At 58.9% G+C, this 280-nt stretch carries 1 protein-coding gene; it reads right to left on the bottom strand.

All coding sequences use genetic code 11. From position 1 onward, the window contains the following. Positions 1-280, bottom strand: a 280-nt coding sequence (locus tag E0702_RS17080) for a TRAP transporter large permease subunit (protein ID WP_132045734.1), incomplete at both ends; no start/stop codon positions are given.

Genomic DNA, 280 nt, shown 5'->3' with positions numbered 1-280 from the left:
ACAACGCCCGGGAAGGCAAAGAGCATTCCCAGGGCCGCCACCTGGATCAACACGAAGGGCAACACCCCGCGATAGATATGACCCGTGGTCACCGAAGGCGGCGCCACCCCGCGCAAATAGAACAGCGCAAAGCCGAAAGGCGGTGTCAGGAACGAGGTCTGCAGGTTCACGGCAATCATGATCGTCACCCATTTCGGGTCCATTGTGCCGCCATAGATCACCGGACCCACGATCGGGATCACGATGTAGATGATCTCCAGGAAATCGAGCACGAAGCCCA

The sequence above is a fragment of the Halomonas marinisediminis genome, assembly GCF_004347715.1.
In the GTDB taxonomy this organism is placed as follows: Bacteria; Pseudomonadota; Gammaproteobacteria; order Pseudomonadales; family Halomonadaceae; genus Halomonas; species Halomonas icarae.
This window is presented reverse-complemented; position numbering and strand designations above follow the sequence as displayed.